Origin of the sequence: Streptacidiphilus sp. P02-A3a (assembly GCF_014084105.1) — a bacterium.
Lineage (GTDB): Bacteria > Actinomycetota > Actinomycetes > Streptomycetales > Streptomycetaceae > Streptacidiphilus.
Genome location: NZ_CP048289.1, coordinates 386,162 through 413,157, shown reverse-complemented (window position 1 = coordinate 413,157; position 26,996 = coordinate 386,162). Strand labels below are relative to the sequence as shown.

The following is a 26,996-nucleotide window of genomic DNA, read 5'->3' as shown; positions in this document are numbered from 1 at the left end:
AAGGAGGACCGAGTGGACGACGTACTGCGGCGTGCCCCGCTCTTCACCGCACTGGACGACGAGCAGGCTGCCGAGCTGCGTGCCTCCATGACGGAGACCACGCTCGCCCGGGGCGAGTCCCTGTTCCACGAGGGTGACCCGGGCGACCGCCTCTACGTCATCGTCGAAGGCAAGGTGAAGCTGCACCGCACCTCTCCCGACGGACGAGAGAACATGCTGGCCGTCGTCGGTCCCAGCGAGATGATCGGCGAGCTGTCGCTGTTCGACCCGGGCCCGCGCACCGCGACCGCCTCGGCGCTGACCGAGGTCAAGCTGCTCGGCCTGGGCCACGGCGACCTCCAGCCGTGGCTGATGACCCGCCCCGAGGTGGCCATCTCGCTGCTCCGGGCCATCGCCCGACGGATGCGCCGGACCAACGACGTCATGTCCGACCTGGTCTTCTCCGACGTCCCCGGCCGGGTCGCGAAGGCGCTGCTCGACCTCTCCCGCCGCTTCGGCGTGCCCTCGGACGAGGGCATCCACGTGGTCCACGACCTCACCCAGGAGGAGCTGGCGCAGCTCGTCGGCGCCTCCCGGGAGACGGTGAACAAGGCACTGGCGGACTTCGCCGGGCGCGGCTGGCTCCGGCTGGAGGCCCGCGCGGTGATCCTGCTGGACGTCGAGCGGCTGGCCCGCCGCTCGCGCTGACGGCCGACGCACATCCGCTGTGGAGGGGTACGGCCCACTGGCCGTACCCCTCACTCGTACGGGTGAGGGACTGGTCGCCGCCCCGCCCGGGTCAGATCAGCCCGTGCTCGCTCAGGTACTCCAGCTGGGCCCGCACCGACCACTCAGCCGCCGGCCACAGCGCCCGGTCCACGTCCGCGTAGACCCGGGCGACGACCTCCGCCGGGGTCCGCAGCCCGGCCTCGACCGCCGTCTCCACCTGCGCCAGCCGCGAGGCCCGGTGCGCCAGGTAGTACTCGACGGTGCCCAGCGCGTCGGCGAGCACCGGTCCGTGCCCCGGCAGCACGGTCCGGACGCCGTGCTCGGCGGCGAGGGTGCGCAGCCGCCGGAGCGAGTCCAGGTAGTCGCCGAGCCGTCCGTCCGGGTGCGCCACCACGGTCGTCCCGCGCCCGAGGATGGTGTCCCCGGTCAGCACCGCACCGTCGGCGGTGAGCCGGAAGGAGAGCGAGTCGGAGGTGTGGCCGGGGGTGCCGACCACCCGCAGCTCCAGACCGCCGACCTCGATCACGTCCCCGTCGGCCAGGCCCTCCTCCCCCAGCCGCAGCGCCGGGTCCAGCGCCCGGACCCGGCTGCCGGTCAGCTCCGCGAAGCGGGCCGCGCCCTCGGCATGGTCCGAGTGACCGTGGGTGAGCAGGGTCAGCGCGACCCGGCGGCCCTGGGCGGCGACCTCGTCCAGCACCGCCCGCAGGTGCCGCTCGTCGAGCGGCCCCGGGTCGACCACCACCGCCGACTCGGATCCCGGCTCGGCCAGGATCCAGGTGTTGGTGCCGTCCAGGGTCATCGGGGAGGCGTTCGGCGCCAGCACGCAGAAGGCGCGCTCGGTGGCCCGGCCCGCGATGCCGCTCACCGGGACACCCCCGAGCGGTCGGCGTCGGCGGCGGTCAGCGCACCCTCCGGGCCCTCGGCCGGGATCCCTGGGACCCCGTTCTCGGCTGAGGGCTCGGCTGAAGGCTCGGCTGGGGCCTCCGGTGGGGCCTCGGGTGGGGTTTCGCGCGGGTCGCGCAGGGTCAGCTCCGGGTGGCCCGGCCAGCTGATCGACAGCCGTCCGCCGTCCCCGATCACCGCCCGGGCCAGGATCGGTTCGACCGTCCGGGCGGCGGAGGCCGCCAGGGCCTGCGCCGGGGTGCCGAAGGGCAGCAGCTCGCGCAGCGTGGTGACGGTCGGCGGCAGCATCAGGAACTCGCCGCTGTCGGCCTGCCGTACCGCCTCGGCCGGGGTCATCCAGGCCACCCGGTCCGCCTCGCCCGGGATCTCGGCGGTGCGCTGCCCCTCGGGCAGGGCCGCGACGAAGAACCAGGTGTCGTAGCGGCGCTCCTCGAACTCCGGCGTGATCCAGCGGGCCCACGCCCCCAGCAGGTCGCTGCGCAGCACCAGCCCGCGTTCGGCCAGGAACTCGGCGAAGGAGAGCTCGTGCGCCTCCAGCGCGGCCCGCGCCGCCCGCCACTGCTCGCCGCTGACGTCCGCGACGACGGAGTGCGGGTCGGGACCGGCGAGCAGCACCCCGGACTCCTCGAAGGTCTCCCGAACCGCCGCGCAGACCACGGCCCGCGCCGTCGCGGGCGGGCAGCCGAGCCGCCGCGCCCACTCCTGCGGCCCGGGACCGGCCCAGCCGAGGTCGACCCCGCCGTCCAGCGAGTTGTCGACGGCGCTGTCGCGCGGGTCCACGCCGCCGCCCGGATAGGCGTACATGCCCCCGGCGAAGGCCATCGAGGCGCGTCGCCGCAGCAGGTACGCCTGCGGCCCGTCGTCGTGCTCGCGGAGCAGCATCACGGTCGCCGCGAGTCTGGGTTGCGGGGGCGTGTAGTCACCCCGCGCCAGCCCCTCGATGCGCTCCGCCCAACCGGGCGGTACCGACGCCCGCTGCCGCTCCGCCTGCTGATCGCCCATGGCCGGATCGTACGGGGCGCGCGGGCGGGAGTGAACGGCTCCAGGAAAGCTGTTGCCAGGAACACTGCCGCCCGCCGCGCCCAGCGGTGGCGCCTCCGGCCGGACCCCTGGTCCGGCCACCGGGTCAGCCGGCGCTGACCCGCACCTGGATCTCGACCTCGACCGGCGCGTCCAGCGGCAGCACCGCGACGCCGACCGCGCTGCGGGCGTGCACGCCCGCCTCGCCCAGCACCTCGCCCAGCAGCTCGCTGGCGCCGTTGACGACGCCCGGCTGGCCGGTGAAGTCGGGGGCGGAGGCGACGAAGCCGACGACCTTGACCACCCGCTCGATCCGGTCCAGGTCGCCGATCACCGACTTCACCGCCGCCAGGGCGTTCAGCGCGCAGATCCGCGCCTGGGCCTTGGCCTCCTCGGCGGTGACCTCGGCGCCGACCTTGCCGGTCAGGCCGAGCTTGCCGTTCACCATCGGCAGCTGGCCGGAGGTGAAGACGTACTCGCCGGACGGCACCGCCGGGACGTAGGAGGCCAGCGGCGGCACGACCTCGGGCAGGGTCAGCCCCAGCTCCGCCAGCTTGCTCTCGACCTTGCCCACGCTCATCAGGCGGTCACCGACTTCGGACGCTTCAGATAGGCGACGAGCTGCTCCGGGTTCGGCCCGGGGACGACCTGGACCAGCTCCCAGCCGTCCTCGCCCCAGGTGTCCAGGATCTGCTTGGTCGCATGCACCAGCAACGGCACCGTCACGTATTCCCACTTGGTCATGGGGGGACTCTAACCGTTCGCGGCGGGCCGGATGGCCGTGTGATCTGTGCCACAAAGGGGGGCAAAGGAGTTGGAGTGGGGAGATGACTTCCGACGGCGGACCGGCGGCCTGGTTACGCTCGCCGGAGGAGCCTCACCGGCTCCAGGCTCAGGATCGATGCTCGATCAGCGGACGGAGAAGCGCCATGCCGGACTGGGAGGGTGCGCGGCTGCACGTCGTCAGCGGCAAGGGCGGCACCGGCAAGACGACCGTCGCCGCCGCGCTGGCCATGGCCCTGGCCGCCGAGGGGCGGCGGACGCTGCTGGTCGAGGTGGAGGAGCGGCAGGGCATCGCCGAGCTGTTCGGGATCGCCGCGCTGCCGTACGAGGAGCGGCGGATCGCCAGTGTCGCGCCCGGCGCGCTGGGGGCGCGCGAGTCACGCGGTGCGCGGGGCGCGAAGCGCGAGGGCGAGGTCTTCGCGCTGGCCATCGACATCGAACAGGCCCTTTTGGAGTACCTGGAGATGTTCTACAAACTCGGGCGCGCCGGAAAGGCCCTGCGCAAGGTCGGCTTCATCGACTTCGCCACCACCATCGCCCCCGGCCTGCGGGACGTGCTGCTGACCGGCAAGGCCTGCGAGGCCGTCCGCCGCAAGGGACCGGACGGCCGTCGGCTGTACGACGCGGTGGTCATGGACGCGCCGCCGACCGGCCGGGTCAGCCGCTTCCTGAACATCAACACGGAGGTGGCCGGGCTGGCCAGGTTCGGCCCGATCTTCACCCAGTCGCAGGCGGTCATGCGGGTGATCCGCTCGCCGGAGACCGTGGTGCACCTGGTCACCCTGCTGGAGGAGATGCCGGTGCAGGAGACCGTGGACGGCGTCGCCGACCTGCGCGCGGCCGGACTGCCGGTCGGCGGGGTGATCGTCAACATGGTGCGGCCCCCGGTCCTGGACGAGGCGGCGGTGCTCGCCGCCGAGGGCGACCACACCGAGGAGCTGGCACTGGCGCTGGCGGACGCCGGGGTCGGCGCCCGGCCGGGACGCGGCAACGGCCGCCGGGCGGTGCCCGCGGCCACCCGCAAGCTGGTCGAGCCACTGCTGGCGCAGGGGCGCGAGCACGCCGCCCGGGTGCTGCTGGAACGCGAGCAGCGAGCCGACGTGCAGGCGCTGGACCTGCCGACCTACGAACTACCACTGCTCGCCGGCGGGGTCGACCTGGGCGGGCTCTACCGGCTGGCGGCAGCGCTCAAGGAACAGGGGGCGGCATGAGCACTTCACCGAAGAAGACCGACACGGCGGCCGCCAAGGCCGCGCCGACGGCCGCCAAGGCCGCGCCGACGGCCGCTGCACCGACGACGAAGGCCGCGCCGACCGCCCGGCGGGATCCGCTGGCCGCGCGGCAGCTCGACGTGGACGCGCTGATCGACGACCCGGCGACCGCGATCGTCGTCTGCTGCGGCTCCGGCGGCGTGGGCAAGACCACCACCGCGGCGGCCCTCGGCCTGCGCGCGGCCGAGCGCGGCCGGAAGGTCGTCGTGCTGACCATCGACCCGGCGCGGCGGCTGGCCCAGTCCATGGGCCTGACCGAGCTCGACAACACCCCCCGGGTGGTCAAGGGCGTCAGCGGCCCGGGCGAACTCCAGGCGATGATGCTGGACATGAAGCGGACCTTCGACGAGGTCGTGCTCGCCCACGCCGACCCCGAGCGGGCCCGGCAGATCATGGAGAACCCCTTCTACCAGTCGCTCTCCTCCGGCTTCGCCGGGACCCAGGAGTACATGGCGATGGAGAAGCTGGGCCAGCTCCAGGCCGAGGGCAGCTGGGACCTGATCATCGTGGACACGCCGCCCAGCCGGTCCGCACTGGACTTCCTGGACGCCCCGAACCGGCTCGGTTCCTTCCTCGACGGCAGGCTGATCCGGATACTGATGGCACCCGCGAAGGTCGGCGGGCGCAGCGCGATGAAGTTCCTCAACGTCGGGATGACCATGTTCACCGGCATCCTGGGGAAGGTCCTGGGCGCGAACGTGCTCCAGGACGTCTCGACCTTCGTCCAGGCGATGGACTCGATGTTCGGCGGCTTCCGCGAGCGCGCGGACCGCACCTACCAGCTGCTCCAGGCGCCGGGCACGGCGTTCCTGGTGGTCGCGGCGCCGGAACGGGACGCGCTGCGGGAGGCGGCGTACTTCGTGGACCGGCTGGAGACGGACCGGATGCCGCTGGCGGGCCTGGTGCTGAACCGGGTCCACAGCACCGGCGCGCCGCAGCTGACCGCGGAGCGGGCGCTGGCGGCGGCCGAGACCCTGGAGAGCCCGGACCAGCCCTCGGAGAGCCCGGACCAGGACGACTCGGCCAGGGGGAAGGACGAGCGCGCGAACCAGGACGGGCACGGGAACCAGGACGGGCGCGCGAACCAGGACGGCACCGAGACCGAACTGCTGGCGGCCGGACTGCTGCGGCTGCACGCGGAGCGGATGCAGCGGATCACCCGGGAGCGGCGGATGCGGGACCGCTTCGTCTCGATCTACCCCGACGTGCCGGTGGTGGAGGTACCGGCCCTGGCCGGGGACGTGCACGACCTGGAGGGCCTGCGGGAGATCGGTGACCGGTTGAACCAACGCTGATGCCCGCCCGGGCAGGGGACATGGCCCGCGCGGCCGAGCCACCGCGGGCTACCGCGCTCCGGCGGCCCGCGGGTCCGGCCGGGGTAGGGCCGGAGCTCGCGGGGCATACGGAGGATGCGGGTGTCACCTGTGCGGGCTGCCCCGTGGGTAGTGGGCTCAGCCGGCTTCTGCGTAGTCGGGATCGCCTATGGAGTAGGTCTGCTCGTACTCGCTACGAGCGGTCTCCAGCAGGCGACGCCACGAGATCACCGTCGGGCGGCGACGCAGCAGAGCCCTACGCTCACGCTCCGTCATCCCCCCCAGACGCCGAACTCGACGCGATTGTCTAGGGCGTCAGCCAGGCACTCCGTGCGCACCGGGCATCCGGTGCACACCGCCTTGGCGCGGTTCTGTGCCGCCCCCTGAACGAACAGTTCATCCGGATCGCTGGTGCGGCAGGCCGCCTGCGCACTCCAGTCGTCAACCCAGCTCATGCTGGTGCCGTCCTCTCCCGAATCGAGGCTCCCCCACGGCGGCAACGGCATATGCACCGTTGCCAGTTGAGGACGTTACGGAAGAACGACGGGATGCAACAGCCCCTTAGGGCCCAATCCTGCATGGCCCATTCGGACTATGCGTAGGTGGGACATCACCCTCGGGAGTGACCGCAGGTAAGAAGGCCAACCAGGCTTCGGGGACCTGTGTGGGATGACCCACGTGACCTTAAATGCCGCCATACGGTGCCAAAACGGACAGATCTCATCACCCACACGAGTGACAACGGGGGGCACACAGCAACTTGTCGCAAGCTTGTGACAAGAGTAGGCGAACATCTGCCCGCCTGTACGTGAAACGGCCACGTATGGTTCTGCCATGGCATCGAACCGCTCTGGCTCCCCCCTTCACAAGGTCAGTCTCGGCGTGCGCCTCCTCGGCGCGAGCGTACTGGCCGGCGCACTGGTGGCAGGCCTGGGCCTGCCCGCGGTGGGCGCGATCGGCCTCGGTGCCAAGTCAGCGGTGAAGGACTTCAACAACATCCCGGACAGCCTCAAGATCCCGACCCTGTCCCAGGCGTCGACGATCTACGACGCCAACGGCGGGGTCATCGCCAAGGTCTTCTCCGAGGACCGCACCTCCGTGCCGCTCGGCCAGATCGCCCCGATCATGCAGAACGCGCTGATCGACATCGAGGACCACCGGTTCTACCAGCACGGCGCGATCGACCTTGAGGGCACCCTGCGCGCGCTGCTGAAGAACTCCAGCTCCGGCAACGTCTCCCAGGGCGGATCGACGCTGACCCAGCAGTACGTGAAGAACGTCTTCATCAACAACGCCGGTGACGCCAACTCGTCGGGCTTCGCGGAGGCGACCCGGCAGACCACGGGTCGCAAGATCCAGGAGCTGCGCTACGCCATCAAGCTCGAAGAGGACCTGTCCAAGCAGCAGATCCTCGACGACTACCTGAACATCACCTACTTCGGTGAGGGCGCCTACGGCATCGAGGCCGCCGCCGAGCTGTACTTCAGCGTCCACGCGAGCCAGCTCACCATCCCGCAGGCCGCGCTGCTGGCCGGTCTGGAGCAGTCGCCCTCGCAGTACGACCCGACGGTGAACCCGGCCGCCGCGATCACCCGCCGCAACGAGGTGCTACAGGCGATGGCGAACTACGGCACCATCACCCAGGCCCAGGCGAAGGCGGCCGGCGCCACCAAGCTGAACCTGAAGGTGACCTGGCCGCGCACCGGCTGCATCACCGCCCAGAACGGCGAGGGCTTCTTCTGCAACTACGTGAAGAACGTCATCCTGAACGACCCGGCCTTCGGCTCCACCTCGGCCATCCGCGAGGCCCTGTGGAACGCGGGCGGGCTGCAGATCCACACCACGCTCAACCCCACCGACCAGGCCGCCGAGCAGAAGGCCGTCACCGACCACGCGTACGCCAGTGACACCGCCGCCGCCGCGTCCAGCATGGTCCAGCCGGGCACCGGCAACATCCTGGCGATGGCGCAGAGCCGCCCCTACGGCAACGGCACCAACCAGACCGAGATCAACTACAACGCCAGCGCGCTGTACGGCGGAGCCCAGGGCTTCCAGACCGGCTCGGTCTTCAAGGCGGTCACCGCGGCCACGGCCCTGTCCCAGGGCATCCCGCTGAGCTACACCATCAACTCGGTGGTCAGCGGGAACTACCCGGAGATGACCGACTGCGCGGGTGACACGCTGCTGGAGCAGCCCGGCATGGAGAACGACGACAGCACCAAGTACGGCAACATCAACATGGTCAAGGCCATGGCCGACTCGGTGAACACCTACTTCGTGCCGCTGGAGAAGACGGTCGGCCTGTGCAACGTCGTGCACATGGCCCAGTCGCTCGGGCTCGGCGTCCAGGGCTCGCTCAACTCCGCGGGCACCGCGCTGGAGCCGATCACCGACACCCAGACGCTGACGCTGGGCGTCAACAGCCTCACCCCGCTCCAGGTCGCCAACGCCTACGCGGCCTTCGCCGCCGACGGCATGTACTGCAACGCCACCGCGATCACCAGCGTCACCCTGGCCGGCAAGAGCCTCGCGGTCCCGTCCGCCGACTGCCACCAGGCGGTCTCCCCGGCCGTGGCCGAGGGCGTCAACACGCTGCTCGCCTCGGTGGTCTCCGACCAGGGCACCGGCGCCACCGTCGGCATCCCGTGGTCGGACGCCGGTAAGACCGGTACCACCAACTACGAGAACCAGGCCTGGTTCGCCGGTTACACCAAGCAGATCTCCGACGCGACGGTGATGACCAACCCGAACAACCCGGCCAACTACTCGCTGGACCACACCACCATCGGCGGCGTCTACTACGACACCGCGTACGGCTACCTGACCTCCGGCCCGATCTGGAAGCAGGCGATGCTGGCGGCGATGAACGGCAAGCCGAACATCTCGCTCGACTTCGCGCCCTCGCCGGGCGACTCCTCGTCGCAGTCGTCCAGCAGCTCGAACAACAACGGCAACACCACCTCGGGCAACAACGGCAGCACCACCAACACCGGTGCGAACGGGACCACCACCGGCTTCACCGTCGGCGGCGGTGGCAAGCACGGCAAGAAGGGCCACTGAGCCCCGGGCCCCACGGGGCCCATCCCGTACATCCCGTGCGCGCCGTACACACGTGAGGAGGGCGGGTCCCCGGTTCACCCCGGGGACCCGCCCTCCTCACGTCGTCACGTCGTCACGTCGTCACGTCGTCACGTCGTCACGTCGTCACGTCGTCGCATCATCGCGTTCCCGCGCCGCCGCGCCGCGGTGTCCGTGGGTCAGCCGGTCAGGGCCTGCTTCACCGCGGCCGCGACCCGGCCGCCCTCGGCCACCCCGGCGACCTTCGGGTTCACCAGCTTCATCACCGCGCCGATCGCCCGCGGCCCCTCCGCGCCGCCCGCCTTCGCCTCGGCGACGGCCTCGGCGACGATCGCGGTCAGCTCCTCGTCCGACAGCTGCTTCGGCAGGTACGCGGCCAGGACCTCGCCCTCGGCCCGCTCCCGCTCGGCCGAGTCCGCCCGGCCCCCGGCGTCGAACGCCTCGGCGGCCTCCCGCCGCTTCTTCGCCTCGCGGGTGATCACCTTCAGCACCTCCTCGTCGGAGAGCTCACGGGCCGACTTGCCCGACACCTCCTCGTAGGAAATGGCGGACAGGGTCAGCCGGAGAGTGCTGGAGATCAGCTCGTCCCGGGTCCGGATCGACTCCGTCAGGTCGTCCTGAAGCTGCTGCTTGAGCTTGGTGGTCATGCAGGCCAGTCTCCCACCCCGGGTCACCGGCCGCCCGCCATTAACCCCGGGTCCCTGCCTCTGCGACGATGGACGGATGCGACCCCTTTACGCCGTACCCCTGGGAATCGCCGCGACCGGCGCGGCCTGCGTGGCCTATGCAGCCGGAGTCGAGGTGCGCTCTTTCCGGCTGCGCCGGATCACCGTCCCGGTACTGCCCGCCGGAGCCAGTCCGCTGCGGGTGTTGCAGGTGTCGGACATTCACATGGTCAACGGGCAGCGCAAGAAACAGCAGTGGCTGCGCGGCCTGGCCGCCCTCAAGCCGGACTTCGTGGTGAACACCGGCGACAACCTGTCCGACCCTGAGGCCGTACCGCAGACCCTGGACGCGCTCGGCCCGCTGCTGGACTTCCCCGGTGTCTACGTGTTCGGGTCCAACGACTACTACGGACCGGTCCCGAAGAGCCCGACCCGCTACGTCGGCGCCATGCTCAGCGGCAACCACGGCCTGAACCGGTCCGACGGCAGCGCCCGGCGCGGCGTCGTCGGCGCGATCCACAACCCCTGGCCGGAGCTGCGGGACGGCTTCAACAGCGCTGGGTGGGTCGACCTGACCAACGCCCGGGGACGGCTGAAGGTCGAGGGCCTGGAGCTGGAGTTCACCGGCCTGGACGACCCGCACATCCGCCGCGACCGCTACCAGCAGGTCGAGGGCGGGCCCTCGGCCGACGCCGACCTGTCGATCGGCGTGGTGCACGCGCCGTACCTGCGCTCCCTGGACGCCTTCGCCGCCGACCGCTACCCGCTGATCCTGGCCGGGCACACCCACGGCGGACAGCTCTGCGTGCCCTTCTACGGCGCCCTGGTCACCAACTGCGACCTGGACCGGCGGCGGGCCAGCGGTCTGTCCCGGCACACGGCCGGGGGCCACCGGTCCTATCTGCACGTCTCGGCGGGCTGCGGCACCAACCGCTACACGCCGATCCGCTTCGCCTGCCCGCCGGAGGCGACACTGCTGACGCTCACCCCGCGCACCGCGGCGTAGCACCGGGGACGGACGGGCTGACCGGTCGGTAGCGCCGGCCGGTCCGTCCGGAACCGCCGCGGCTGCCCGTCGCGGCTCCCCTACGGCTGCACCCAGCCGTGCTGCCGGGAGGTCTCGACGGCGACCTTCACCAGCCGCTCGATCGCCGGGGACCGGTTCTGACCGCGGGTTATCAAGTGGATCTCGACCGCCTCGGCGGGCTCCAGCGGCAGCCAGACCAGACCGGCCGGAAGCCCGACCCGTCCGGTCTCGCCGACTATCGTCACCGCCTTGCCGGAGGCCACCGGGGTGTAGGAGGCGTCGAAGTCCAGGCCGCGCACCAGCACCTCGGGCTTCGCGCCCGCCCGCTCGCAGATGTCCAGGATCTGGTCGTAGTGGCCGGGGTTGTGGTCGCGGGCGTGCAGCAGCAGCTTCAGCCCGTCCAGGTCCACCGGGTCGATCGACTCGCCCACGGCCAGGGGGTGGTCCCGGCTGATGATCACGCCCTGGCGCTCCAGTCGCAGCAGCGTCAGCACCAGCCCCGGCTGCGGCGGCGCGCAGCGCACCAGGCCGACGTCCAGCGTCCCGGCGGCGACACCGTCGACGATGTCGGCGAAGACCATCACCCGGGCGGAGACCTCGATCCCCGGCGCCTCCTCGCCCAGCGCGAGCAGCAGCTGCGGCGCGGTCTCGTAGCCGGCGCTCATGCCGTAACCCAGGGTGATGCTGCCGAGCCGCCCGTCCGCGAAGCCCCGCACGCCGCGCCACAGGTTCTCGGCGGCGTCCAGCAGCGCCGGACCGCGCTCCAGCAGCATCTGCCCGGCCTCGGTGGGGACCACCTGGTGCGTGGTCCGGCTGAGCAGTTCGACGCCCAGCTCACGCTCCAGCTCACGTACCTGGCGGCTGAGGGCGGGCTGGGCGATGTGCAGCCGCTCGGCGGCGCGGGTGAAGTTCCGCTCCTCCGCGACAGCGAGGAAGTAACGCAAGCGACGCAGCTCCGACATGCCCTCATCCTAGGCGGGCGGTCATGCCGGGAGGGCATGGAGCCATGGAAAACAAGTCTTTCCCTCGGTGGCGGCTCCCTTCGTAGGCTTTCCCTGGGAAACCGGGAAACGAAAAAGGAGCAGGAAATGAATTCCACGGAACGCACTGAGACGGTCGTCCGGAACTACCTGACCGTGGGCTCGCGCGGCGACGCCGACGCCCTCGCCGACCTCTTCGCCGAGGACGCGACCTGGACCCTGATCGGCGACCTCCCGATCTCCGGCACCTGGCGCGGCCGCAAGCAGATCTTCGAGGACTTCCGGGCCCAGGCCTTCAGCCGATTCGACGCCGACACCCTGAAGTTGGCGGTGGTCGACGTGATCGCGTCCGGCGACAAGGCGGTCCTGGAGTGGACCGCCCAGGCGGACGTCCCCGGCGGCGGGCAGTACGACCAGTCCTGCATCGCGATCTTCACCGTCCACGACGACCGGATCACCTCCGTCCGCGAGTACTTCGACACCGACCACGCCCGCCGTGTCCTCTTCCCCGCCTGATCCCCATCCGCAGACAATTCGCCCACCGACCTTCCCCACCCCTGTGAGCGGAATCACCCCACCCCAAAACCCCGCGAATTCCCCACCCACCCCACACCCCCGCCCACACCGCCCGCTCCCGCCCCACACCCCCGCCCACCCCCTCCAGCCCCGCCCCCACCCCCTCCAGCCACCCCTCACCCCCACCCCGCTCCCCCTGACCTGCACCCCCGCCACCCCACCCCGGACACCGGATTTCACCCCACGGCCCAAGTCCGCTAGAGTAATGCTCGTTGGAACGGGGTGTGGCGCAGCTTGGTAGCGCGCTTCGTTCGGGACGAAGAGGCCGTGGGTTCAAATCCCGCCACCCCGACCCGAGGTCAGGGGCCTTGTCGAGATCATCGACAAGGCCCCTGACTGCTTTTCTGTGGGGCTGCGGTTCCGGGTCTGCCGCTGGGCGGGGCCGGGCGGTCCGGCCACATAGCCTGCTCGGCGGTCCAAAACTAGAGTGGCGCCATGGAATACCGAACGCTCGGCAACAGTGGCCTCCTGGTCTCCGTGGTGGGACTGGGCTGCAACAACTTCGGTGGACGTCTCGACGCGGCGCAGACACGCGCGGTGGTCCACGCGGCGCTGGACGCCGGGGTGACGCTCTTCGACACCGCCGACGCCTACGGCGGTGGGGGCGGCTCCGAGACGCTGCTCGGTCAGGCTCTGCGGGGGCGGCGGGACGAGGTCGTGCTGGCCACCAAGTTCGGCCATCAGCGGGCGGACCTGGGGTACGGGCCCGCGGCGGGTGCCAAGGGCGGGCGGGCCTACATCCGGCGGGCGGTCGAGGGGTCGCTGCAGCGTCTGCAGACAGACCACATCGACCTGTACCAGTTGCACACCCCCGACCCGCTCACGCCGATCGCCGAGACGCTCGCCGCGCTCAGCGAGCTGGTACGCGAGGGCAAGGTGCGCTACATCGGGCACTCCAACTTCGCCGGTTGGCAGATCGCCGAGGCCGCGCACGTCGCCCGGGAGATCGGGGCCGTCCCGTTCGTCTCGGCCCAGAACGAATGGTCACTGCTCGAACGCGGCGCCGAGCAGGAGGTGGTCCCCGCCGCGCTGCACTACGGCCTCGGCGTGCTGCCGTACTTCCCCCTCGCCAACGGCCTGCTGACCGGGAAGGTGCGCCGGGCCACGGGCGTACCCGCGGGTTCGCGGCTGGCATCACGGCCCGAGCGGGTGACCGAGGACGGCCTCGACGCGGTGGAACGCCTGGCGGCCTGGGGTGAAGCCCACGGCCGGAGCGTCCTGGAGATCGGCGTGGGCGCGCTCGCCGCACGGCCCGGCTGCGGCTCGGTCATCGCCGGGGCCACCAGTGCCGAACAGGTACGCGCCAACGCCGCCGCCGGGCAGTGGGCGCCGACCGCCGAGGAACTGGCCGAGATCGACACCATTCTCGACCTGAAGCCGACCGCGACCTGAGCGCCCCGCACCTGGCATCCGCTCCACTCCGGCGGGGTCTCGAAGGAGACGCCCCCACCCGCACGCGTACCTTGGTGCCGCCTGGGGGCGGAACTTCAGCTCGGCCGAGTGGCGGGTCTTGCGGGTTGAGGGCGGGTCCGGTGAACTGACGGCCCATCAGTTCATGGAGAGGGCGGGCGATGCAGACGATCTGGTTGGGTGGGGCCGAGTGGCTGGCGGTGTTGCGGATCGGGCTCGGGCTTTGGTGGCTGGAGAGTTGGCGGCACAAGGACAAGCGGTCCTGGTTCGCCGGTGGCGGGATCGCCTGGGCGGCGGGCATCGCCGCGAAGCACCGGTGGGCGTTTGTCCGGCGGGGCTTCGACGGGGTGGTGAAGCCCCGGCCGCGGCTGATCGCCCACGTCGTCGTCTACGCGGAACTGGCGCTCGGCCTCGGGCTGGTGTCCGGCTTCCTGACGCCGATCGCCCTCGTCGGCGGGCTGCTGCTGAACCTGCTGTACCTGGTGCTGATGATCCACGACTGGGCCGAGCAGGGGCAGAACCTGATGATGGCGTTGATCTCGTTCGTGGCGTTGTTCGCCATGGCCTGGCAGAGTTGGTCGCTCGACCACGTCCTCGGACTGTTCCAGCGATAGGCATAGGCCCGCCATGACCGTCATGACCGCCAAGGGGCTCGACCACGACGGGTTCATCGTGCGCGAAGGCTCGCTGAGCCTCGTCGCGGACGAGTTCGCGCCGGTGGTCGACGCCGCCCGCGGCCGGATCAGCGAGGCCTTCGACCGGACCCGGCTGCACAGCGCCTACCTGTACGGCAGTGTGCCGCGCGGCACCGCGGTCCCCGGCAGGTCCGACCTGGATCTGCTGCTCGCGCTGCGGGGCGGCCCCAGCGCCGCCGACCGGGCCGACGCCGCCGCGCTCGAAACCGCGCTCGACGCGGGCTTCGCCCAGATCAACGGGGTCGGCGTGCTGCTGGTCGGCACCGACACCCTGCTCAGCGAGCTGGAGCGGTACGACCTCGGGTGGATGCTCGCCTGCCTCTGCACCCCGTTGCTCGGCGAGGACCTCGGGGAGCAACTGCCGCGCTACCGCCCCAGCTCGCTGCTGGCCCGCGAGACCAACGGTGATCTCGGTGCGGCGCTGGTCCGCTGGCGCGGGCTGGCCGCCGCCGCGACGACGGACGGGCAGCGGCGGAAGCTGAACCGCGCGGTCGCCCGGCGGATCGTCCGGACCGGCTTCACCCTGGTCATGCCGCGCTGGAGCGGCTGGACCAGTGACCTCATGGAGTCGGCCGAGGTGTTCGGCGGCTACTACCCCGAGTGGGCGGCGCGGATGCGGCTGGCCGCGGGCATCGCCGTGGCGCCGACCGCGGACCTGGCCGGTCTCGGCCTGCTGCTCGACGAGTTGGCGCCCTGGCTGGCTGCCGAGTACACCGCCGTCCACGGGGAGAAGACGCCCCGACCGGCCAGCGGCAGTGGCTGAGGCCGATCGGGGAGCAGGTCACGCGGGCCAGGAGGAGGAGCGGCCGAGGGTGGCCAGGACCTGGTCGAGAAGGTCCTCGCTGGAGGTCGGCAGGCCCGGGCGGAAGGAGGAGCCCGGGGTCTGCCGGGCGGGTCCGTCCGGGACGGCCAGCGCGATCGGCAGGACGGCGCGGAGCAGGTCCTGCTCGAAGCGGGCGGGGACACCGATGGCCGCGGCCACGTCCCAGCCGTGGACGACGTAGTCGACGAAGTGGAACCCGATCGCGACGGGAGCCGGGAAGGACATCCCGCCGCGCACCTCCGGCAGCCAGAACTCCCTTTCCAGTACTCCCTCCTGGGCGAAGGCGTCGGCAACTCGGGTGGACGAGGCGCGGAAGACCCCGGCCGGGTCGTCGCCGAAGTCGCGGTCCGCCCAGTCGGTGAGTTCGGTGCGCTTGCCGTCGGCGGCGTCGGCGAAGCCGTGGTTCTGGCCGATCATGTGAGCGAGCAACTGCCGCAGCGTCCACTCACCGCACGGTGTGGGCAGGTCGAGTTGGTGCGGCTGGACCTGGTCCACGATCTTCTCGGTGATCTCCAGCGCGCGGCGGTCCTGCGGGCGGAAGTCGTTCATGGCGGCGGTCATGCGCGGTCACCTCAGTGCGAGTCGGTGCTGGGCGGTGCGGTCGGTGAAGGTTGTTGGGGGCGGGGGCTCGGGGGCGCGTGGTCAGGCCGGCTTGGTTGTCGCGTGGCGGCGCAGGACCCGGTCGACCAGCTCCCCGGCCGCGCCCAGGTACTCCTCCGGGGCCAGCAGGTCGTCGACGGTGACCCCCTCCGGCAGCTTGGCCAGCAGGTCCTCCCGCCGCTTCAGGACGTCGGCGAAACTGTCCCCGCCGGCGGCGGTCTGCCGGGCGCACTCGGCGAGCAGCCGCTTGGCCTCGGCCTTGCCGAGCAGCGGCGCGAGCGCGACGTTGAGGCGTTCGGAGACGATGGACCCGCCAGTGAGCTCCAGGTTGCGGCGCAGGTTGAGCGGGAACACCTCCAGGCCCTCGGCGAGTTCGGCAGCCGTGTGGGCCGCCCCCGCCGCCAGTCGGAGCACCTCGCGCAGCGGCTGCCACTCGGCGTGCCAGGCGCCCGGCGCGCGCTCGTCCTCGGCCAGCATGCTCTGCGCCAACACCACGGCATACACCGGTAGTTGGCGAGCAGCGGAGACCACCAGAGTGGCCAGCACCGGGTTGCGCTTCTGCGGCATCGCCGAGGAGACGCCGCGTCCGCCCGCCGCCGGTTCGGCGACCTCGGCGACCTCGGTGCGGGACATCCCCTGCACGTCCAGGGCGAACTTGCCGAGCGTGCCGGTGACCGCGCTGAGCGCCCAACCGAGGTCGCACAGCGGGATCCGCAGGCTGTGCCAGGGCGCGGACGGCTCGGCCAGGCCCAGTTCGGCGGCGAACCGCGCGGCCAGCTCGATGCCGTGGCCGGGGCCCTCGGCGGCGGTACCGCGCGCGTACTCCTGGTAGGCGGCCATGGTTCCGGCCGCGCCGCCGAGTTGGGCCGGGAGCGCGGCGGCGGTGGCGCGGAGCCGGTCCGCGGCGTCCAGCACCGAGCCGAGCCAGCCCGCCGCCTTCAGCCCGAAGGTGGTCGGCACCGCGTGCTGGGCCAGGGTGCGGGCGGCCATCGGCGTCGCCCGGTGCTCCCGGGCGAGCGCGGCCAGCGCGGCGGCGATCCGGGACAGGTCGCGGTCGATACCGGCCAGGGTGCGGGTGGCGAGCAGCATCGCCGCCGAGTCCAGGATGTCCTGGCTGGTGCTGCCGAGGTGCACGTGCTCGGCGGCGGACGGGTCGACCGCGGCCACGGCCGCGGTCAGCTCCTGGACCAGCACCACCACCGGGTTGGCGGCGCCGCGGGCCCGCTCGGCGAGGTCCACCACGTCGATCCGGGCCGACCGGACGCCCTCGGCGACGGCGTCCGCCGAGGCGGCCGGGATCACTCCGAGCGAGGCCTGGGCCCGGGCCAGGGCGACCTCGGCCTCCAGCATCGCGGCCACCCACGCCTCGTCGCTCAGCTCCGCGAGCGCGTCGGTGCCCGCCCACACCGGGGCGAGGAGTCCGGCGTCGGTACCTGCGGCGGCGCGGCGGTGCTCGTTCGGAACGCTCACTTCTGCTGTCCTCTTCCCAGTTGGCCTCAGTTAGCGGACGACCAGTCAATTCTCGTGCACTGGAACGGTTGTCAGCGAATTGCTCGGCGCCGCCGAAGAGGTTCGGGGTGCCGGAACAGATCCTCGTCCACCCGTCGGCGGGATTCAACCGCGATCAGCGAACCCACCGGACGGCGCGGCGGATGGTCACATGCCACCGCATGCACCGTATGACGCCAGTCCACCCGCCGTACACCCGACGGACCGGGTCGGGCCCGGCGGATTCCGCCGGTGGGCCCCTCATCTGCTCCGGGCACCGGGTTGAATGGGGCCATGAGCAGCGAATCACAGCAACAGCAGGGCTTCGCCGACCTCCCGGCCTGGGAGCAGCGCTTCCGCGCGGCCAGGGTCGGCCTGCCGGAGTGGGCCGACGACGCACCCGAGCGGTCCCTCTTCGTCTCCAACGCGACCGGCACCTACGAGGTGTACGCGTGGGACCGCGCCACCGGCGCCCAACGCCAGGTCACCCACCGGGCCAACGGCACCACCGACGCCGCGCTCACCCCCGACGGGGAGTGGATCTGGTGGTTCGACGACACGGACGGCGACGAGTTCGGCGTCTGGCGCCGCCAGCCGTTCACCGGTACGGCGGGATCCGGCACGACGGGATCCGGCACAGCGGGCTCCGGCACAGCGGGCTCCGGCACAGCGGGATCCGGCGCTGCCTCGGAGGGCGGGCCAGGCGGGCACGGCGGGCCGGACGAGGAGGCGGTGCCGGGGCTGCCCCCGGCGTACTCCGAGGGGCTGGCGCTGGGCCGCCCCGGGACCGGCGTGGTCGCCGTCGTCGGCCGCTCCACCGAGGAGGACGGTTCGACGCTGCACCTGGTGCGCCCGGGCCTGCCGCCGGTCGAGGTGTACCGGCACCCGCAGACGGCGAGCGTCGGCGACCTGTCCCACGACGGGACGCTGATCGCCATCGACCACACCGAGCACGGCGACGCCATGCACTCCGCGCTGCGGGTGATCCGCGCGTCCGACGCCACCACCGTCGCCGAACTCGACGACGCCAGCGGCCGCGACGAGCCGCTGGGCCTGTCCTGCCTGGGCTTCGCCCCGCTCCCGGGTGACGCGCGGCTGCTGGTGGCGCACCAGCGCCGGGGCCGCTGGGAGCCGCTGCTGTGGGACACCACGACCGGTGAGCAGACCGACCTGCGGCTCGACCTGCCGGGCGACATCTCCGCCGACTGGTACCCGGACGCGTCCGCGCTGCTGATCGAGCACACCCACCACGCCCGCAGCGAGCTGTTCCGCTACGACCTGGCCACGGCCGCGCTGGAGCGGCTGGAGACCCCGCCGGGCACGGTCGCGGGCGCGGGCGCGCGGCCGGACGGCAGCGTGGAGTTCCTCTGGTCCTCGGCCGAACGGCCGCCGGTGGTCCGCTCCACCCGTGGCGAGGTGGTGCTGGCCGCGCCGGGGCCGCAGGCACCGCCGTCGGTCCCGGTGGAGGACGTCTGGGTGGACGGTCCGGGCGGGCCGGTCCACGCGCTGGTGCAGCGGCCCGCCGGGGACGGCCCCTTCCCCACCGTGTTCGACATCCACGGCGGTCCGACCTGGCACGACAGTGACGCCTTCACCTCCGGACCGGCCGCCTGGATCGACCACGGCTTCGCGGTGGTCCGGGTCAACTACCGCGGCTCGACCGGCTACGGGCAGGCCTGGACGGACGCGCTGCGGCACCGGGTGGGGCTGATCGAGCTGGAGGACATCGCCGCCGTCCGCGCCTGGGCGGTGGAGTCCGGGCTGGCCGACCCGGCCCGGCTGGTGCTCACCGGCGGTTCCTGGGGCGGTTACCTGACCCTGCTCGGCCTCGGCGCGCAGCCGGAGCTGTGGACGCTGGGCGTGGCCGCCGTCCCGGTCGCGGACTACGTCACCGCCTACCACGACGAGATGGAGGCGCTGAAGTCCATGGACCGGACGCTGGTCGGCGGCACCCCGGAGGAGGTCCCGGAGCGCTACGCGGCCTCGTCCCCGATCACCTACGTGGACGCGGTGCGGGCGCCGGTGTACATCAGCGCCGGGCTGAACGACCCGCGCTGCCCGATCCAGCAGATCGAGAACTACGTGTGGCGGCTGGAGGAGGCGGGCAAGACCCACGAGGTCTACCGCTACGACGCCGGGCACGGCTCGCTGGTAGTCGCCGAGCGGATCCGGCAGCTGCGGCTGGAGCTGGACTTCGTCACCCGCCACCTGCCGTGACCCGCGCCCCGGGCGGGGCTTCGTCCCCGCCCGGGACGGGCGGATGCGCGGGCACGGGCACGGACGGATGCGCGGGCACGGCGGGTACGTATGGGTGCACGGGTGTGCGTTGGGAGCGCTCGGTGCTGGCTCGCGCCGGGGTTCGCGCCCGCGCAGGGGCGGCTGCCGGGGGCGCGGGGGGCTACGCCGGGGTCTGTGCCGGGGTTCGGGTCTGCGCCGGGACGATGCCCAGGCGGCGGTCGCGGACGACCTCCGCCTCACGGCGGACCAGGCGGAACCACATGAACACCGCGAACCCCGCGAAGACGAACCACTGGCAGGTGTAGCCGAGGTTCTGGAAGGCCTCCAGCGTCAGCCCGTCCCCCTCCGCCGCCTGGTAGGTGGGGACGGGCACCAGCGTGGTCGAGCCGGAGTCCAGCGCCACCCAGCCGTCGTAGACCGAGTACGGCAGCAGGTTGATCAGCGTGGACGGGCTGATCATGCCCACCTCCCCGGCGGGCAGGCCGCCGGCGGCGATCACCTGCGGGGAGCTCTCGTCCTCGGCGATCTGCAGCCGTCCGCGCAGCGAGACCGTCCCGGCGGCGGGCGCGGGGACGCTCGCCCGACTGGCCGCCCAGCCCCGGATCACCGCGATGTGCGTGCCGTCCGGGAGCAGCAGCGGGGTCAGCACCTCGTAGCCGTTCTTGCCGTTGACCACCCGCTGCGGCACCAGCAGCTGGTTCCCGGCGTCGTACCGGCCGGTGAGGGTCACCTCGCGTCCGGCGTCCGCCGCGGTGACGCTCTGCGCGTCCGCGTGGGCGAGCAGCCCGGACAGCGGCACCGGGTCGGAGGCCAGCGCGGCGGCCTGGGCGGCCCGGTGGTCGCCGGTGTGCGTGCGCTGCTCGAACCGGCTCAGCTGCCATACGCCCAGCCAGATGCAGAGCGGCACCGCCAGCAGCGCGAACAGGTGGAGGCCGAGCCAGCGCGGGGTCAGCAGGAAGCGGTACACGCCGCCGCGGTACGTGAGATCCGCAGTGGTCATGGCCGTCCGACCCGCATCTTCAGCTTCCCGTCGATCACTTGTCGCCTCCTGGGGAGTCTCGGGGAGACCCGAACGCGTCCCGCGCCGTACCGAAGCGGAGCGTCGATCGCGGCACGGCCCTTCGTGCCCCTCGGCCGATGTCGGAGGAAGGGTACGAAATGGTCCCCAGCCACGGTAGGCGATGAGTCCTGGAGCCGGTGCGCCAGGGTGGCCGGTGCGCGGCGGCGTGTCAGCCGGCGGCGAGCGGGAGGGTGTCGTAGACCGTGCCGGAGCAGGCGCCGGGCAGGACAGCGCTGGCGGCGAGGGGGTCGCCCGCGCCGGGGGTGTGGGCGATGGTGACCGTGGGCTCTCCGGTTGACGGCGGGGAGATCGTCGGCGCCGTCCCCTCGCCGGGGGGCGCGGAACCGGCGGCACCGGCGCTCGTACCGCTGGGCGCGCTGCTCTCGGTGGTGGGCGAGGAGGGGGCGCTGTCGTCCGCGCAGGCCGACGCCTCCGCGCCGGTGGCCGGTACCCAGGCGAAGTCGACGACGTACGCCTGGCCGGGCGCGAGCAGCACCGGGCCCGGCGTGGCGGCCGGGGTCGGCAGCTGGGTGGCCGGGTCGGCGGCCGAGTGCTGGACCACGGCGATCCGGTTGGCGGTCGTACCGCTGACCGCGAGCACCGAGACCGTCCCCGGCAGCGAGACCTGGCAGGTGGACTGCGAGACGTTGGCGACCTGGAACGAGCCGTAGACCGTCCCGTCGGCGCCGGGCGCGCCCACCGTGGCCGCACCGGCGCCCAGTTGGGCCCGGGTGCACTCGGCCGCGGCACCGGCGCCCACGGTGCCGGCGTCGGGCAGGCCGGACGGCGACACCCAGGGCACGGCCGAGCCGGAGCGGGAACCGGAGACGGCGCCCGACGGCTCGGCGGCGCCGCTCCTGGATGCTGTCGCCCAGCCCGCTCCGGCGCCGTCCGGCTGCTGCGGGTAGGTCGTCGGGGCGTCGGCGGAGGGGCTGGCGCCGCCGCTCGGCGCGGTGGAGGCGGTCGCCGCGTTCTGGTAGCCGGGACCCGCCTGGCTGCCCTCGGTCAGGCTGCCCACCCCCGCCAGCGAGTGCAGCGCCAGCCCTCCGAGCACCCCCAGGACCAGCGCGGTGGCCGCCCCGCTGTACCTGCGGCGGCGGGCCCGGCGCTGCGGAACCGCCCGGCGCAGCGCATCCAGCGAACCGGCGGCGGGCTCCAGCCCCGACACCGAGCGGTGCAGCAGGTCGCGCAGCTCGGACTCGCCGGGGCTGAGCACTACGGCGTTCTGCGTCGCGTCGGCCGGACGGCTGTCGGCGGGATAGCCCTCGGCGGGACGGCCGCTGGCGGGACGGCCGCTGCCGGGTTGGCCGCTGTCGGGTTGGCGACCGGCGGGGCTGCCGCTGGCGGGGCCGCTGTCGGTGCCGCTGTCGGGACGGCGGCCGTCGGCGGGGTGGGCGTCCGCCGGGGGGCTGTCGGGATGGGTGTCGTCGGCGGTCAGCCAGGGCGGCAGGGCGCTGGGCGGGGCCACCGGCATCGGCGGGATCGCTCCGCCGCCCGGGACCGCACCGCCACCGCTGCCCCCGGGGCGCACGACCCGGACGTACGCGCGGGCGGCTGAAGCGCGCAGGGGGGCGGACGCTTCGCGCTCCGCGCCGGGCTCACGCGCCGTCGGCACGCCCCCCAGCGTCCCGGGGCCGCCCGCTGCGGCACCGCTGCCGCCTGGCCCGTCGGCCCCGTGCCCCGGCACCACGCCGTGCCCGTCGTCGTGACGAAGGCCATCGCCTCGGCGCAGGGCGTCGCCTCCGTGCAGGCCATCGCCTCCGTGCAGGCCATCGCCTCCGTGCAGGCCATCGCCTCGGCGCAGGGCGTCGCCTCGGTGCCGGGGATCGTCGCTCATGACGCCGAGTCCATGCTCTGCCTGAGCGCCGCGAGCCCGCGCGAGCCGTACGCCTTCACCGAGCCGATCGAGATCCCGAGGCTGTCCGCCACCTGTGCCTCGGTCATGTCCGCGAAGTACCGCAGCACCAGCACCTCGCGCTGCCGCCGCTGCAACCCACGCATCGCCTGGAGCAGTTGGTCGCGTTCCAGGGCGTCGTAGGCGCCCTCCTCCGCGCTGGCCATGTCCGGCATGGGCTTCTGCAGCAGCCGCAGGCCCAGGATCCGGCGGCGCAGCGTGGAACGGGACAGGTTGACCACGGTCTGCCGCAGGTAGGCGAGGGTCTTGTCCGGTTCGCGGACCCGCCGCCGGGCCGCGTGCACGCGGATGAACGCCTCCTGGACGACGTCCTCGCAGGAGGCGGTGTCGTCCAGGAGCAGCGCCGCCAGTCCCAGCAGCGAGCGGTAGTGGGCCTGGTAGGTCTCGGTGAGCAGGTCGACGCTGGTGCCCTCGGCTGCCACCGCGGCGAACTCCAACGCGTTGCCGTGTTCGAGGCCGCGGTCCAGCGGGCGTTCCAGGGTGCGGTCGACCACCCGGTCGACCGCACTGCGGACGCCTGGGAAAGGGGCGGTCACGGGCATCCCCCCGACCAGCGCAGCGGTCCCCGCCATCTCTGCCACGCATCTTTGACGCTCGGCCGCAGCGGATGGTTGCACAAGCGCGACGGAGAATCACCGGGTGGACACGTTCGGTCCCAGGGCGAGTGTGAACCCATCCCTTTGCCTCCCCGATCACCGTCCGTCGCCGTTGCTGCCCCCACCGTACGGGGCGTCCCGAGCCGCGTCACCGGAACCGTCCGACTGATCCGGGGCGGGCCGGTAGCGGCGGGAGCACGGGGGCGCGCGCCATGACAGCGAGCGCCGGAACGGCTCCGGGCGGGCCCCGTTCTCACGGAGCCCGCCCGGTTCAGCTCAGTTGAGCGCCATGCGGTTCGGCTCGGCGGAACCAGAGCCGGAGTTCAGACCCGCGACCACAGGGCCTCAGCGGCCGGTGCCGCCGTAGACGACTGCCTCGTCGGTCTCGCTGTCGAGGCCGAACGCGCTGTGGACCGCCCGGACCGCCTCGTTGACGTCGTCCACCCGGGTCACCACCGAGATCCGGATCTCCGAGGTGGAGATCAGCTCGATGTTGACGGCCGCGCCCGACAGCGCCTCGAAGAAGGCGGCAGTCACCCCGGGGTTGGACCGCATACCGGCCCCGACCAGGGAGATCTTGCCGATCTCGTCGTCGTAGCGGAGCGAGGTGAAGCCGATGCCCTCCTGCACCCGCTCCAACGCGTCGATGGCCTTGCGGCCCTCGGCCTTCGGCACGGTGAAGGAGATGTCGGTGAGACCGGTGGACGCGGCGGAGACGTTCTGCACCACCATGTCGATGTTGATCTCGGCGTCGGCGATGGCACGGAAGATCCGCGCCGCCTCACCGGGCTTGTCGGGCACGCCGACGACGGTGACCTTGGCCTCCGACGTGTCGTGGGCGACCCCGGAGATGATCGCGTGCTCCATTTCGCCCCCTTCGGGCTGGTTACGGACCCAGGTACCGACATGTCCGGAGAAGGACGACCGTACATGGATGGGCATGTTGTAACGGCGCGCGTACTCGACGCAACGGGCGAGCAGCACCTTGGAGCCGGACGAGGCCAGCTCCAGCATGTCCTCGTAGCCGATCTCGTCGATCTTGCGGGCCTTCTTCACCACACGCGGGTCGGCCGTGAAGACGCCGTCCACGTCGGTGTAGATCTCGCAGCACTCGGCGTCCAGCGCCGCCGCCAGCGCCACGGCGGTGGTGTCGGAGCCGCCACGGCCGAGGGTGGTGATGTCCTTGCTGTCCTGGGAGACGCCCTGGAAGCCGGCCACGATCGCGATGTTGCCCTGGTCGAGGGCGGTCCGGATACGACCGGGCGTCACATCGATGATCCGCGCCTTGTTGTGGACGGAGTCGGTGATGACCCCGGCCTGGCTGCCGGTGAAGGACTGGGCCTCGTGACCCAGCGATTTGATGGCCATGGCCAGCAGCGCCATCGAGATGCGCTCGCCGGAGGTCAGCAGCATGTCGAGCTCGCGCCCGGCAGGGAAGGGCGACACCTGCTCGGCGAGGTCGATGAGCTCGTCCGTCGTGTCGCCCATCGCGGACACCACGACGACGACCTCATGGCCGGCCTTCTTGGTGTCGACGATTCGCCTGGCGACGCGCTTGATGCCCTCGGCATCGGCGACGGAGGAGCCGCCGTACTTCTGCACGACAAGGCCCACGTGCGCTCCTCGTATCTTCCGGTCTCCCGGTACTGCGGTGGATCAGGCTGCGCGGCCACCTGGTTCGGGGCGTGCGCGGGCCCAGTCTATCGACCGGGGCGCGCGCGCCCACCGTCATCCGCATGATGAGACCAGCGGTTCACCGGCCGAGACGCCCGGCCCACCGGCCGCTCCGCCCGCGCCGATCGCGGGCCCGCCGACGCGGCTACTGCTCCTGACCGTGGACGCCGAGCTCCGCCGCCATCAGCACCCCGGCCTGCTGCCCCAACTGCTCGTCGGTGAGCCCGTCGTCGTCGGTGTCCGCGCCCTCCACCGCCGCGCCGATCGGGCTGTCCAGCCGGACGTGCGCCACCAGCGAGTGCAGCGCGCGCAGCACCGAGGTCGTGGTCGAGCCCCAGTTGGCCAGGTAGGAGAACTGCCACCACCACAGCGCCTCGGAGATCCGGCCCGCCCGGTAGTGGACCAGGCCGTGCTGGAGGTCGGCGACCACCCCGGCGATGTCGTCCGAGATCCGGCAGGGCACCGGCTTGTCCGGCATCCCGTACGGGTCGAACACCTCGTGGTAGACGTCGATCGGCGCGAGCAGTTCGGCCAGGCACTGCCGCAGCTCGGACTCGTCCACGTCCGGGCCGGTGTCCGGCTCGTAGCGGTCGTCCGGCAGGACGTCCTCGATCGCGCCGAGGCGGCCGCCGGCCAGCAGCAGCTGCGACACCTCCAGCAGCAGCAGCGAGATCGCGCTGCCCGGCTCGTCACCCTTGGCGACCTCGTGCACGGCGAGGACGAAGCTGTCCACGGAGTCCGCGATCTGCACGGCGAACTCGTCGGGTTCCTGCTCCTGGCCGTGCCCGGACTGCGGCAGCCGGTCGCTCGGAGTGCTCGGGCCGTGCTGGCCGCCCTCGGCGCCCTGGCCGCCCTGGCCGCCCTGGCTGCGGATCGTGGTGGTGGTACCGGTGTCAGACATCGAGAAGTCGTCTCCCTTCGAAGGCCCGTCCGAGGGTGACCTCGTCGGCGTACTCCAGGTCTCCCCCGACCGGCAGGCCACTCGCCAGACGGGTCACTTTCAGCCCCATGGGCTTGAGCAGGCGCGCCAGGTAGGTGGCGGTCGCCTCACCCTCAAGGTTGGGATCGGTGGCCAGGATGAGCTCGGTGACGGCGCCGTCGGCGAGGCGCGCCATCAGCTCACGGATGCGCAGGTCGTCCGGTCCGACGCCCTCGATCGGGCTGATCGCCCCGCCGAGGACGTGGTACCGCCCCCGGAACTCGCGGGTCCGCTCGACCGCGACGACGTCCTTGGGCTCCTCGACCACGCAGATCACCGAGAGATCGCGGCGCGGGTCGAGGCAGACCCGGCAGCGCTCCGACTCGGAAACGTTCCCGCAGACGGTGCAGAAACGTACCTTCTCCTTGACCTCGTTCAGGGCGTTCGCGAGACGGTGCACATCCACCGGATCCGACTGGAGGATGTGGAAGGCGATCCGCTGCGCGCTCTTGGGCCCGACGCCGGGCAGCCTGCCCAACTCGTCGATGAGGTCCTGGACCACGCCCTCGTACACGCTGCTCGTCCTGCCCTTCGCCCACCTTCGTGGGCCGTCGTCCTGCGGTCGCTGCTACTGCCTGCGGTCACTACTACTGAAAGCCATCATCCTCTGGCTGCGGAGGTCTATACACCCGTGCGACACACCTGCACCGCACATCGAACGACGCGCGCCCTGCTCACCCGGTGACCGGACGACGGCGGTCGGACGACCAGGGGCATCGGGACGCGGTCGGACGACCGGGAGCAGCGGACGGTGGTCAGAAGGACAGGCCGGGGATCCCGCCGCCGCCGAGGCCCTGCGCCAGCGGGCCGAGCCGCTCCGCCGCGAGCCGCTGCGCCGCCGCGTTGGCGTCGCGGACGGCCGCGAGGACCAGGTCCGCCAGCGTCTCGGTGTCCTCGGGATCAACCGCCTTCGGGTCGATGACCAGGGCCTTCAGCTCACCCGAGCCGCTCACCGTGGCCCGTACCAAGCCGCCGCCGGAGGTGCCCTGCACGGTCGTCGCCGCGAGCTCCTCCTGGGTGCGGGCGAGTTGCTGCTGCATCTGCTGGGCCTGCTGGAGCAGTGCCTGCATGTCGGGCTGTCCACCACCGGGGAACATGAATCGCTCCTGACATCGTGAGTCGTGACTGTTCGAGCCGACCATTCGAGACCGCGCGCCCAGCGGCCTGGCGCGCGGAAGAACCGTGCGCTTGGAG

General features: G+C 72.4%; 25 protein-coding genes, 1 tRNA gene and 1 pseudogene. 11 read left to right on the top strand and 16 right to left on the bottom strand.

From position 1 onward, the window contains the following. The first annotated feature begins 12 nt into the window (after window positions 1–12). Window positions 13–687, top strand: a complete 675-nt coding sequence (locus tag GXP74_RS01935) for a Crp/Fnr family transcriptional regulator (protein WP_182441064.1) — start codon at window positions 13–15, stop codon at window positions 685–687. A gap of 91 nt (window positions 688–778) precedes the next feature. Here GXP74_RS01935 and GXP74_RS01930 read toward each other — a convergent pair whose 3' ends face one another. The 4 genes from GXP74_RS01930 to GXP74_RS01915 form a co-directional block, all read right to left on the bottom strand. Continuing rightward, window positions 779–1,573, bottom strand: a complete 795-nt coding sequence (locus GXP74_RS01930; RefSeq protein ID WP_182449675.1) for an MBL fold metallo-hydrolase — start codon at window positions 1,571–1,573, stop codon at window positions 779–781. Further along, a complete protein-coding gene (locus GXP74_RS01925; RefSeq protein ID WP_182449674.1) occupies window positions 1,570–2,613 on the bottom strand; it encodes an NUDIX hydrolase in 1,044 nt (347 codons plus the stop codon). Before GXP74_RS01925 ends, GXP74_RS01930 begins: the two co-directional genes overlap by 4 nt. 124 nt (window positions 2,614–2,737) lie before the next feature. After that, complete coding sequence (locus GXP74_RS01920; RefSeq protein WP_182449673.1) at window positions 2,738–3,211, bottom strand: RidA family protein; 474 nt, start codon at window positions 3,209–3,211, stop codon at window positions 2,738–2,740. Further along, window positions 3,211–3,375 carry a DUF4177 domain-containing protein gene (locus tag GXP74_RS01915; protein WP_182449672.1) on the bottom strand — a complete coding sequence of 55 codons (165 nt, stop codon included), beginning with the start codon at window positions 3,373–3,375 and terminating at the stop codon, window positions 3,211–3,213. The genes GXP74_RS01920 and GXP74_RS01915 overlap by 1 nt, the downstream gene beginning before the upstream one ends. 185 nt (window positions 3,376–3,560) lie before the next feature. On the opposite strand from GXP74_RS01915, the gene GXP74_RS01910 reads away from it, so the two are divergent. Beyond that, window positions 3,561–4,625, top strand: a complete 1,065-nt coding sequence (locus GXP74_RS01910; RefSeq protein WP_182449671.1) for an ArsA-related P-loop ATPase — start codon at window positions 3,561–3,563, stop codon at window positions 4,623–4,625. Beyond that, window positions 4,622–5,980 (top strand): ArsA family ATPase, encoded by a 1,359-nt coding sequence (locus GXP74_RS01905; RefSeq protein WP_182449670.1) that lies wholly within the window; start codon window positions 4,622–4,624, stop codon window positions 5,978–5,980. Before GXP74_RS01910 ends, GXP74_RS01905 begins: the two co-directional genes overlap by 4 nt. 156 nt (window positions 5,981–6,136) lie before the next feature. On the opposite strand, the pseudogene GXP74_RS01900 reads toward GXP74_RS01905, so the two are convergent. Next, window positions 6,137–6,453, bottom strand: a pseudogene (locus GXP74_RS01900) (WhiB family transcriptional regulator). A 379-nt stretch (window positions 6,454–6,832) separates the two neighbouring features. Here GXP74_RS01900 and GXP74_RS01895 point away from each other — a divergent pair. Then, on the top strand, window positions 6,833–9,058 hold the full coding sequence (locus GXP74_RS01895; protein WP_182449669.1) for a transglycosylase domain-containing protein: 2,226 nt from the start codon (window positions 6,833–6,835) through the stop codon (window positions 9,056–9,058). A gap of 197 nt (window positions 9,059–9,255) precedes the next feature. Here the strand turns inward: GXP74_RS01895 and GXP74_RS01890 are convergent, their stop codons facing one another. Continuing rightward, window positions 9,256–9,723 carry a GatB/YqeY domain-containing protein gene (locus tag GXP74_RS01890; protein WP_182449668.1) on the bottom strand — a complete coding sequence of 156 codons (468 nt, stop codon included), beginning with the start codon at window positions 9,721–9,723 and terminating at the stop codon, window positions 9,256–9,258. A 76-nt stretch (window positions 9,724–9,799) separates the two neighbouring features. Between GXP74_RS01890 and GXP74_RS01885 the strand changes: the two genes are divergently transcribed. Next, the gene (locus GXP74_RS01885) at window positions 9,800–10,747 is read left to right on the top strand and encodes a metallophosphoesterase (protein WP_182449667.1); all 948 of its coding nucleotides are present in this window, start codon (window positions 9,800–9,802) and stop codon (window positions 10,745–10,747) included. Window positions 10,748–10,827: 80 nt separating this feature from the next. On the opposite strand, the gene GXP74_RS01880 is transcribed toward GXP74_RS01885, so the two are convergent. Further along, a complete protein-coding gene (locus tag GXP74_RS01880; protein WP_182449666.1) occupies window positions 10,828–11,730 on the bottom strand; it encodes a LysR family transcriptional regulator in 903 nt (300 codons plus the stop codon). Window positions 11,731–11,856: 126 nt separating this feature from the next. On the opposite strand from GXP74_RS01880, the gene GXP74_RS01875 reads away from it, so the two are divergent. From GXP74_RS01875 to GXP74_RS01855, 5 genes are all read left to right on the top strand, one after another. Further along, window positions 11,857–12,264 carry a nuclear transport factor 2 family protein gene (locus GXP74_RS01875; protein ID WP_182449665.1) on the top strand — a complete coding sequence of 136 codons (408 nt, stop codon included), beginning with the start codon at window positions 11,857–11,859 and terminating at the stop codon, window positions 12,262–12,264. A 278-nt stretch (window positions 12,265–12,542) separates the two neighbouring features. Continuing rightward, a tRNA-Pro gene (locus GXP74_RS01870) sits at window positions 12,543–12,616 on the top strand. A 143-nt stretch (window positions 12,617–12,759) separates the two neighbouring features. Then, window positions 12,760–13,716 carry an aldo/keto reductase gene (locus GXP74_RS01865; RefSeq protein WP_182449664.1) on the top strand — a complete coding sequence of 319 codons (957 nt, stop codon included), beginning with the start codon at window positions 12,760–12,762 and terminating at the stop codon, window positions 13,714–13,716. Between the two features lie 179 nt (window positions 13,717–13,895). Beyond that, a complete protein-coding gene (locus GXP74_RS01860; RefSeq protein WP_182449663.1) occupies window positions 13,896–14,348 on the top strand; it encodes a DoxX family protein in 453 nt (150 codons plus the stop codon). 22 nt (window positions 14,349–14,370) lie between these two features. Then, the gene (locus GXP74_RS01855) at window positions 14,371–15,192 is read left to right on the top strand and encodes a nucleotidyltransferase domain-containing protein (RefSeq protein WP_182456093.1); all 822 of its coding nucleotides are present in this window, start codon (window positions 14,371–14,373) and stop codon (window positions 15,190–15,192) included. Between the two features lie 18 nt (window positions 15,193–15,210). Here the strand turns inward: GXP74_RS01855 and GXP74_RS01850 are convergent, their stop codons facing one another. Together GXP74_RS01850 and GXP74_RS01845 are read right to left on the bottom strand one after the other, a co-directional pair. Beyond that, the gene (locus GXP74_RS01850) at window positions 15,211–15,813 is read right to left on the bottom strand and encodes a TIGR03086 family metal-binding protein (RefSeq protein WP_182449662.1); all 603 of its coding nucleotides are present in this window, start codon (window positions 15,811–15,813) and stop codon (window positions 15,211–15,213) included. Window positions 15,814–15,894: 81 nt separating this feature from the next. Beyond that, entirely contained in the window at window positions 15,895–17,322 is a 1,428-nt protein-coding gene (locus GXP74_RS01845; RefSeq protein WP_225447657.1) for an adenylosuccinate lyase family protein, read from the bottom strand. A 312-nt stretch (window positions 17,323–17,634) separates the two neighbouring features. Here GXP74_RS01845 and GXP74_RS01840 point away from each other — a divergent pair, with 312 nt between their 5' ends. After that, a complete protein-coding gene (locus tag GXP74_RS01840; RefSeq protein WP_182449661.1) occupies window positions 17,635–19,557 on the top strand; it encodes a prolyl oligopeptidase family serine peptidase in 1,923 nt (640 codons plus the stop codon). Between the two features lie 181 nt (window positions 19,558–19,738). On the opposite strand, the gene GXP74_RS01835 is transcribed toward GXP74_RS01840, so the two are convergent. The 7 genes from GXP74_RS01835 to GXP74_RS01805 all read right to left on the bottom strand — a co-directional run bounded on the left by GXP74_RS01835 (window position 19,739) and on the right by GXP74_RS01805 (window position 26,899). Continuing rightward, window positions 19,739–20,578, bottom strand: a complete 840-nt coding sequence (locus tag GXP74_RS01835; RefSeq protein ID WP_225447656.1) for an SURF1 family protein — start codon at window positions 20,576–20,578, stop codon at window positions 19,739–19,741. Between the two features lie 229 nt (window positions 20,579–20,807). After that, complete coding sequence (locus GXP74_RS01830) at window positions 20,808–22,253, bottom strand: hypothetical protein (protein WP_182449660.1); 1,446 nt, start codon at window positions 22,251–22,253, stop codon at window positions 20,808–20,810. Between the two features lie 218 nt (window positions 22,254–22,471). Next, window positions 22,472–23,095, bottom strand: a complete 624-nt coding sequence (locus GXP74_RS01825; RefSeq protein WP_370468363.1) for a SigE family RNA polymerase sigma factor — start codon at window positions 23,093–23,095, stop codon at window positions 22,472–22,474. Between the two features lie 399 nt (window positions 23,096–23,494). Further along, window positions 23,495–24,763, bottom strand: a complete 1,269-nt coding sequence (locus tag GXP74_RS01820) for an aspartate kinase (RefSeq protein ID WP_182449658.1) — start codon at window positions 24,761–24,763, stop codon at window positions 23,495–23,497. A gap of 205 nt (window positions 24,764–24,968) precedes the next feature. Beyond that, window positions 24,969–25,724 (bottom strand): DUF5063 domain-containing protein, encoded by a 756-nt coding sequence (locus tag GXP74_RS01815; RefSeq protein ID WP_182449657.1) that lies wholly within the window; start codon window positions 25,722–25,724, stop codon window positions 24,969–24,971. Then, window positions 25,717–26,316: a recombination mediator RecR gene (gene recR, locus GXP74_RS01810; protein ID WP_182449656.1), complete on the bottom strand. Its 600-nt coding sequence runs from the start codon at window positions 26,314–26,316 to the stop codon at window positions 25,717–25,719. The genes GXP74_RS01815 and recR overlap by 8 nt, the downstream gene beginning before the upstream one ends. A 241-nt stretch (window positions 26,317–26,557) precedes the next feature. Further along, window positions 26,558–26,899 (bottom strand): YbaB/EbfC family nucleoid-associated protein, encoded by a 342-nt coding sequence (locus GXP74_RS01805; protein ID WP_182449655.1) that lies wholly within the window; start codon window positions 26,897–26,899, stop codon window positions 26,558–26,560. Window positions 26,900–26,996: the final 97 nt, after the last annotated feature.

Excerpts from the sequence above, each read along its gene's own strand:
- GXP74_RS01925 (WP_182449674.1), bottom strand. The coding sequence starts at position 2,613 with ATGGGCGATCAGCAGGCGGAGCGGCAGCGGGCGTCGGTACCGCCCGGT.
- GXP74_RS01920 (WP_182449673.1), bottom strand. The coding sequence starts at position 3,211 with ATGAGCGTGGGCAAGGTCGAGAGCAAGCTGGCGGAGCTGGGGCTGACC.
- GXP74_RS01915 (WP_182449672.1), bottom strand. The coding sequence starts at position 3,375 with ATGACCAAGTGGGAATACGTGACGGTGCCGTTGCTGGTGCATGCGACC.
- GXP74_RS01910 (WP_182449671.1), top strand. The coding sequence starts at position 3,561 with ATGCCGGACTGGGAGGGTGCGCGGCTGCACGTCGTCAGCGGCAAGGGC.
- GXP74_RS01905 (WP_182449670.1), top strand. The coding sequence starts at position 4,622 with ATGAGCACTTCACCGAAGAAGACCGACACGGCGGCCGCCAAGGCCGCG.
- GXP74_RS01895 (WP_182449669.1), top strand. The coding sequence starts at position 6,833 with ATGGCATCGAACCGCTCTGGCTCCCCCCTTCACAAGGTCAGTCTCGGC.
- GXP74_RS01890 (WP_182449668.1), bottom strand. The coding sequence starts at position 9,723 with ATGACCACCAAGCTCAAGCAGCAGCTTCAGGACGACCTGACGGAGTCG.
- GXP74_RS01885 (WP_182449667.1), top strand. The coding sequence starts at position 9,800 with ATGCGACCCCTTTACGCCGTACCCCTGGGAATCGCCGCGACCGGCGCG.
- GXP74_RS01880 (WP_182449666.1), bottom strand. The coding sequence starts at position 11,730 with ATGTCGGAGCTGCGTCGCTTGCGTTACTTCCTCGCTGTCGCGGAGGAG.
- GXP74_RS01875 (WP_182449665.1), top strand. The coding sequence starts at position 11,857 with ATGAATTCCACGGAACGCACTGAGACGGTCGTCCGGAACTACCTGACC.
- GXP74_RS01865 (WP_182449664.1), top strand. The coding sequence starts at position 12,760 with ATGGAATACCGAACGCTCGGCAACAGTGGCCTCCTGGTCTCCGTGGTG.
- GXP74_RS01860 (WP_182449663.1), top strand. The coding sequence starts at position 13,896 with ATGCAGACGATCTGGTTGGGTGGGGCCGAGTGGCTGGCGGTGTTGCGG.
- GXP74_RS01855 (WP_182456093.1), top strand. The coding sequence starts at position 14,371 with ATGACCGCCAAGGGGCTCGACCACGACGGGTTCATCGTGCGCGAAGGC.
- GXP74_RS01850 (WP_182449662.1), bottom strand. The coding sequence starts at position 15,813 with ATGACCGCCGCCATGAACGACTTCCGCCCGCAGGACCGCCGCGCGCTG.
- GXP74_RS01840 (WP_182449661.1), top strand. The coding sequence starts at position 17,635 with ATGAGCAGCGAATCACAGCAACAGCAGGGCTTCGCCGACCTCCCGGCC.
- GXP74_RS01835 (WP_225447656.1), bottom strand. The coding sequence starts at position 20,578 with ATGACCACTGCGGATCTCACGTACCGCGGCGGCGTGTACCGCTTCCTG.
- GXP74_RS01825 (WP_370468363.1), bottom strand. The coding sequence starts at position 23,095 with ATGCCCGTGACCGCCCCTTTCCCAGGCGTCCGCAGTGCGGTCGACCGG.
- GXP74_RS01815 (WP_182449657.1), bottom strand. The coding sequence starts at position 25,724 with ATGTCTGACACCGGTACCACCACCACGATCCGCAGCCAGGGCGGCCAG.
- GXP74_RS01805 (WP_182449655.1), bottom strand. The coding sequence starts at position 26,899 with ATGTTCCCCGGTGGTGGACAGCCCGACATGCAGGCACTGCTCCAGCAG.